The 5,976-nt window shown below is 34.1% G+C and carries 6 protein-coding genes and 1 tRNA gene; 4 read left to right on the top strand and 3 right to left on the bottom strand.

Features of this window, described 5'->3' with window-relative positions; translation table 11 throughout:
- Window positions 1–77: 77 nt before the first annotated feature.
- Window positions 78–152, top strand: a tRNA-Arg gene (locus tag CWB85_RS11990).
- 459 nt (window positions 153–611) lie between these two features.
- Window positions 612–1,169 (top strand): sce7726 family protein, encoded by a 558-nt coding sequence (locus CWB85_RS11995; protein ID WP_138555011.1) that lies wholly within the window; start codon window positions 612–614, stop codon window positions 1,167–1,169.
- A gap of 3 nt (window positions 1,170–1,172) precedes the next feature.
- On the opposite strand, the gene CWB85_RS12000 is transcribed toward CWB85_RS11995, so the two are convergent.
- The 3 genes from CWB85_RS12000 to CWB85_RS12010 are packed head-to-tail and all read right to left on the bottom strand — an operon-like array spanning window position 1,173 to window position 3,429.
- Window positions 1,173–2,207, bottom strand: coding sequence for a beta family protein (locus tag CWB85_RS12000; protein WP_171039013.1), 1,035 nt, complete (start codon window positions 2,205–2,207; stop codon window positions 1,173–1,175).
- 2 nt (window positions 2,208–2,209) lie between these two features.
- Window positions 2,210–2,740, bottom strand: coding sequence for an ImmA/IrrE family metallo-endopeptidase (locus CWB85_RS12005; RefSeq protein WP_138555013.1), 531 nt, complete (start codon window positions 2,738–2,740; stop codon window positions 2,210–2,212).
- Window positions 2,740–3,429, bottom strand: a complete 690-nt coding sequence (locus CWB85_RS12010) for a hypothetical protein (RefSeq protein ID WP_138555014.1) — start codon at window positions 3,427–3,429, stop codon at window positions 2,740–2,742. Before CWB85_RS12010 ends, CWB85_RS12005 begins: the two co-directional genes overlap by 1 nt.
- A 1,063-nt stretch (window positions 3,430–4,492) precedes the next feature.
- On the opposite strand from CWB85_RS12010, the gene CWB85_RS12015 reads away from it, so the two are divergent.
- Both CWB85_RS12015 and CWB85_RS12020 read left to right on the top strand, forming a co-directional pair.
- A complete protein-coding gene (locus CWB85_RS12015; protein WP_138555015.1) occupies window positions 4,493–5,218 on the top strand; it encodes a hypothetical protein in 726 nt (241 codons plus the stop codon).
- A 332-nt stretch (window positions 5,219–5,550) separates the two neighbouring features.
- Window positions 5,551–5,898, top strand: a complete 348-nt coding sequence (locus CWB85_RS12020; protein WP_138555016.1) for a cupin domain-containing protein — start codon at window positions 5,551–5,553, stop codon at window positions 5,896–5,898.
- Window positions 5,899–5,976: the final 78 nt, after the last annotated feature.

The following is a 5,976-nucleotide window of genomic DNA, read 5'->3' on the forward strand; positions in this document are numbered from 1 at the left end:
ATCAGCTATCAGCTCGAAGCTCGAAGCTCGAAGCTCGAAGCTCGAAGCTCGAAGCTCGAAGCTCGAAGCTCGAATGTGGCCTCTTAGTTAAATGGATATAACGGCCCCCTCCTAAGGGGCAGTTACAGGTTCGATTCCTGTAGGGGCTACCAATAAAATCAATAGCTTATAATTATTTTTCTTTCTATTCTATTTCTGTGTAGCGCATTTGTAGCGATGTAATTGGTGAGGTTTATCTGTTCTTATCTTTAACATTGTTTGTGCTAAGTCAATCTCTTGTACCTTTTTAATAAGGTAGCCAGTATTTTAGGTTAAAGTTTATTACACAGTAAAATTAAACAGTAATTTATTGCAATGCTTAAAACTTCTTTGTTTAGAAAGTAAATTCATATTTATTTAAAAATCATAAAAGTAAAAAACCTACTTGCTAACTGCATGTAAGTACTGCTTCTTTCGTTCTTAGCATGTTGTTGAAGTATATATGTATAATTTATTTCGTATTACTCTCACTTATAGACATTTCAGCGGCTAAGCGATAAGGGGCTTAGTTAACTAAACAGCTCAATCTATCTTATGATAAAATTACTAGGTACTTTAGAGAGGTAAATACGTTGAAAGATGAAAGCTCAATGCTTACAAGCTTGATTGAATATTTAGAAACTAATAACTCGTTTGAGTTCATAGCTAGAGAAGTTCCATTCTGCTATGGATTAAGAAGAGCCGATTTGGTGACATGCGATAAATGCTCTTTTGAAACTACTGCATATGAAGTAAAAAGCGATTCCGATAACCTTGTGAAACTTGAGGAACAATTAAAGGATTACAAAGAAGTTTTCAATTATGTCTATGTTGTTACTACAAAGAAGCATTTGGTGAATGTCAGAAAAGTTGGACTTTGGTTTGGAATTATAATAATAGATGATAACAAAAAAGTTTCGCTACTAAGAAAGCCTCGATTTAGATCTAAGTTAAATTTATCAAAAATAAGATCTTCTATGGTTAAAAACATCAAAAGTTCAGAAAATATACATGAAGCTTTTTCAGAGTGGTTGAAGCAGCGATATGTCCCTTTATATGAAATCTTTAAAAAAGAAAAAAACAAGCAAAGTATCGATGCTCATGACCTTCAAATATTGTCCTTAAGGGATGTTAATCTAAAGAAAATTTAAAAGTTAACTACTCAGCCATTTTAGAACTCTATGAATGTGAATATTGATTCTTACAGAAATCCAATAAGATGGGCTCTTCCCGTTAGGCGACTTTTTAGCTTGTACACATTCTTGATATCCCCAGCAATCAATTGGGCTATTTGTAAAAATGACGTTAGAGTTCAATTCTTCGGCGCATTTTTTATAGCCACCGATATCTCTTTGATATCTATAGAATAAAGTCTTATGGTTTATAGGATAGTCAATTCTTGGTACCCAGTTATATGCTGTTATGTCATTTCTTACAGGATGTACTGATGCATAATCCCCGTAGAAAATATTGTAATCAGTAGGATAGCTCTTCTTAAAACTATTAAAAAAGCTGAATTCATAGTTGTCAAACTCTCCAGAGTGTAGATTGTTATGTTCAACCATTGGAGGAAATGAAGAGCTACATATTACAATTCTATCAGGCATAAAATCAAAACCAGACAGGCGATTTATGAAGTATATGCCTTTATCAACTTCGCCTTCATTCACTCCATTGATATAACTGAAGTCAATGATAAGTGTATATTTGAAGTTACTTGCTAACTCTAATAACGTAGAAACGACGTCTAACTGAAAAAGTTCTGACTTTATTCTCAAAGCAAAACTCTCACAGTGTTCATCAAAAAAAGCCATTTGGTTTAATAATTCATCTTCTGAGCTATCATCATAAGCTTGTATAACTGGAATAACGTTGTGCCCACTATTCCTAAGTGATAAAACAAAATTTCTCCAATTTAAAAAATCTTCATCCTCGTCAAACATTGATTCGATTTGATCGTTTGATAAGGACTGCTCAGATGTTAAATCCAGAATAAATGCTTTGCCTTCCACAATATTAGCTATGTCATCAATTCTTTTAGATACGTCACCACCTTGATTATTTTTAGACTTTCTAGACTTTGTCAGTTCAAATATAGGAGTAATACTTTTATCTTTAAATGAATCGATATTGTTAAATGCTCGTAATTCAGAGATAGTAGTCTTAATAATTGGGTAGTAAGTATTCAATTTTATTTACGTCCTTGTCTTAAAATATCGGCTCTCTTCCGAACAGCCATTGCTGAAGCGCCAAAATGATCAGCTATTTCATTTATATTAGTTGAAACGTTATTTATGTAACTACGGAAATCATCTTCAGGCATCAATAGTTCACCAGCAAAGCTATCAGCTTGAAACTCTTTCGAGTCGTAGCCATTTCCCCTATGAAAAATTTCATCATCAAATGAGTCATTAGTACTTTGTTTATGCAAGCAATAATGGCCTAGTTCATGCGCAATAGTAAATCGTTGCCTTCCTTCGTGATGAAGAGCATTTACTGTTATGACCCATTTATCATTTAAATATTCAAGTGAACCAGAAAGATTGTCTCTCAATGGCTTATAGTTAATTAAAATATTTAATGACTTACATAAACCCGCCAAGTCTAGTGGTCTAGTAGAAATTCCATTTAGATGAGCATGAGATAATAACTCATAAGCTGAATTAAAAGCAGAGTTAGATACTCTCTCTACTTTAGGTTTATTTCTTACTCGTATTGCCATTATTGTAAGTTTCCAGCTTCATTATTTAGACTAATTTCAGAACTGTTTGAACTCATGGCTTGAACTGTTTCTAAACTCTCATTTATTTCCGCTATAGTAGTCTTCACGATTTCTGAGTTTTCTTCATATTTTCTAATAAAATCAATAAGGCCATCGTAACTAGTACTTGAAAACTCAACTTCAAATTGATACTCGATCTGGGTTAAGAGTAGGTTTCTAAAGGTAACGGAATCATTTACTAAATTATCGGAATGTAACCTAATCTGATCTAAGATGGTTTGAGAGTTACACAAATTTCTCATCTCTTCAATTTTGGGTTTTATATTTTGGTTCAATTGTTCATCAACAATACTTCTTGCAACTTGTCTGGCTTCATCTTCAGCTTTTGTTTTTATAAAAACAAAACCGAAATAACCAAAGCCAGAAATTATGACTATTAGCATTACTATTATTGTAGAGTAAAAACTATTTACCTGACTTAGCAATTCACCGCTAGTTAATACTACGCCAGATTCTGCGAGGCTATTTAGTTGTATTAATTGTTTAGATGTTAATTCAGAAGAATGACCATTAAATAGAAATGTATTTTCAGCACCGAAGAGCCCCCTAAGATCACCATTGAAAACAAAAATAATAACAAGTAGAGTGCAGATTACACCACCTAAAGCCGCTACAAAAACCTTTGCCATGATTCGTCCTTAAAACAATACTGCTATGATAATATCTCTTTATTGAATAAACATAAAGTTAAGTTCAGCATTGAGATATATCAATAAAAGGAGTTTTCTTTATGTTTTTGAAATAAAGTGTCTTTTTAGCTGTTCATGCATGCGATACCAACACTTTTAACTTAATAGTAAATGACTGTATGCTTGGTGTTTGTAGCTGATGATAAGATTAATTACCAATTATCTTTATTTCAGTACAGTTATTTACAGAACTCGAAGTAAGAGATTTCTTGCCATTCTGGCAAACAGTGAACTAAAGGTTATTTTTGTCTTTCTGATGAAATATGATGTGAGCTAAAGGTCTGTAGATAGCTTTAGCTATTTGAAATGCTAAATTTAACTGCAATTTTGTTTGAGAATAATAGCTTTAGCTAACTCGTTCTAGCTTTAGGTTATGCCTTTTCTACCTTCCATGAAAAGTGCCTCTTGATTATGGCTTTACCAGCGAACCACAAGCCTTTTACTTTGAGTATGAGTTCACCATCGTAATAGTTTTGTGAACATTCGTCAGTTTCCTCAACGATGTTTAAATTGGTGTAATTTGTAGGCCTATCTTTTATCAATTTATCAGCCTCAGGTGTTTGCTTACTACATATTCACTGTAGTAGAGCGGCAGGACAATATATTCCTTTTCTAGCAGAATGGGTCAGGTCTATCTTTTTGCTTTTTTGTGTGTAGTGACTTGTTGTGATTCAATGAAACAGACGAGTTTTTAAATTGTATTATTCTAGTATTAGTAAGGTAGTGGCAAAAAGCAAGACCTGACTCCAATATTGCTGTGTCGAATTCTAATTTTGTTCAATAACATAGTCAACAACCGTTTTAGAACAAAATAAATAGCTTTGAATTTGCATTTTGTTAACCCTTAATTTACAGTTGTAATTGCTGGTGGAGCTGTCAGAGTATGTAATATATGCCGTTAGGTGTGTTATAAATCGCCAAATGGTGTTCAATAAGCTGTTAGCACTCTAATTTAACCCCACAGGAAGTATGTTGTCTGTGCAAAAACACAAGGAAAAAGACAATGAGGAATATATTACTATTTGGGATTATTATCACAACTTTTGCATCTAATGCTGATGAATTAGCTAAAGATAACAAATACCGAGCTAAAACAGCATTAAAAGTTAGTTCTGATGGAACCAATTTTAATCTTAACGTTGGTGCTCAATCTAAATTTATTATTCTAGATAATAATAATAAAGATAAATACGCAATTAAATTTACAAATATTTATCCATACAATGTAATAAAAAGTACTAGAACAAAAAACGATTATAAGAGTGAGAGCGCATCAGATGTTATTGAGGATGAAGTTTATTATTTGAGTAAAACAGAAGTTAACGGTGTACCAATTGAGAGTAAAGTAGAGCAAAGTTTTGGAGGGGTAGTTAGTGGCCCACTTATAGTTCCCTTTAAATACAGGTTGGATGATAAGTCTATAGGTGGCGATGCTACAGTAGGCTATTATGCAGGCTATGGATTAGATGTTCTTATTAGTGATCAATATATAACAGTAACTCCATTTCTATCAGCAGGGATAACTCAAGTATCAGTATTGAGTGAAGCCGATGATGGAACAACTACAACTGACTCAAAATCTGGTTTTTCTTGGGCTGCAGGCTTTCTTATTAGTAACTGGGATAGTGTTAATATAGGTATAGTTTACGGGCAAGATAGAACTGGAGATCAAAGATGGGCTCATGAAGGTGAAGGCTGGTTAAGTATTTCAGTAGGCTGGGAGTTATAGTCTGGTGCTAATACATAGGAGTAATAGTCGAGTAATAGTCGAGTAATAGCAGTAATAGGGTCACCCTGACTTCAGATATCAAAACTTTAGATTGACCTGATATCAAGCTAACTGATTGTATTTTAGACTTTGCTTTAGCTGTTAAGACGATGGTTGACACTTTTACGCGCGAATAAATGTGGGTTTTCACACTTTTACGCGCGAATAAATGCGATTTCCCGCACTTTTATGCGCGAATAAGTGTGGTTGTGTTGTATGAATTAAATTTACTACCATTTTAAACTGTGATGCTTTACTTTGTTGTGCAGTCGTTTTTAAGGGGTAACGAAGATATGGCAATGCCTATTTCAATAGAAAACGCTGAGCATTATAACTGGGGTGATAACTGCGATGGTTGGCATTTGGTGAAAAGTGCGGCATTGAGTGTGATCCAAGAGCGAGTGCCGCCGGGCTGTTGTGAGCAGTTGCATAAGCATGAGTTTGCAGAGCAGTTCTTTTTTGTACTTAATGGGCAGGCTAGTTTGATAGTGGAAGCTGAAACGCACATATTAAATCCGCAGCAGGGCTTGCATGTGCCTGCGGGGGTTGTTCATCAACTATGTAATTATGGTGAGGACGATTTGGTTTTTATTGTTACTTCAACGCCGCCAAGTCATGGTGATAGGGTTAATCAATCATAACCAAGGAGGCTTAGACCTCCTTGAATATTAGTTATATTTTTATCCTATCAAACTAGCAACCTAGTAACCTAGTAACCT

Origin of the sequence: Pseudoalteromonas sp. S1727 (assembly GCF_005886375.1) — a bacterium.
GTDB lineage: Bacteria > Pseudomonadota > Gammaproteobacteria > Enterobacterales > Alteromonadaceae > Pseudoalteromonas > Pseudoalteromonas haloplanktis.